General features: G+C 72.5%; 2 pseudogenes. One reads left to right on the top strand and one right to left on the bottom strand.

Annotation, left to right across the window (positions count from 1 at the left end):
- A pseudogene (locus IWC96_RS10335) lies at window positions 1–131 on the bottom strand (RluA family pseudouridine synthase); the annotation flags it as partial.
- Between IWC96_RS10335 and IWC96_RS10330 the strand changes: the two are divergent.
- Window positions 132–262, top strand: a pseudogene (locus tag IWC96_RS10330) (RluA family pseudouridine synthase); the annotation flags it as partial. It lies immediately after the preceding pseudogene.

Here is a 262-nt window from a genome sequence, read left to right as displayed (position 1 = left end):
GGCGCCGCGCCGCCGGAAAAAGTCAGGGCCCCGCCATAGCGGGCGTCGCCCACCAGGGGCCGCCCGATGTGCGCCATGTGCACACGCAGCTGATGCATGCGCCCGGTCATGGGCTCCAGCTCGATCAGGGCGCCCTGATCGAGCTGGAGCCCATGACCGGGCGCATGCATCAGCTGCGTGTGCACATGGCGCACATCGGGCGGCCCCTGGTGGGCGACGCCCGCTATGGCGGGGCCCTGACTTTTTCCGGCGGCGCGGCGCC

This window comes from Brevundimonas sp. BAL450, from assembly GCF_015767455.1.
GTDB classification, from domain to species: Bacteria; Pseudomonadota; Alphaproteobacteria; order Caulobacterales; family Caulobacteraceae; genus Brevundimonas; species Brevundimonas abyssalis.
Note: the sequence above shows the minus strand (reverse complement) of the source record. Positions and strands in the feature narration are given on the sequence as shown.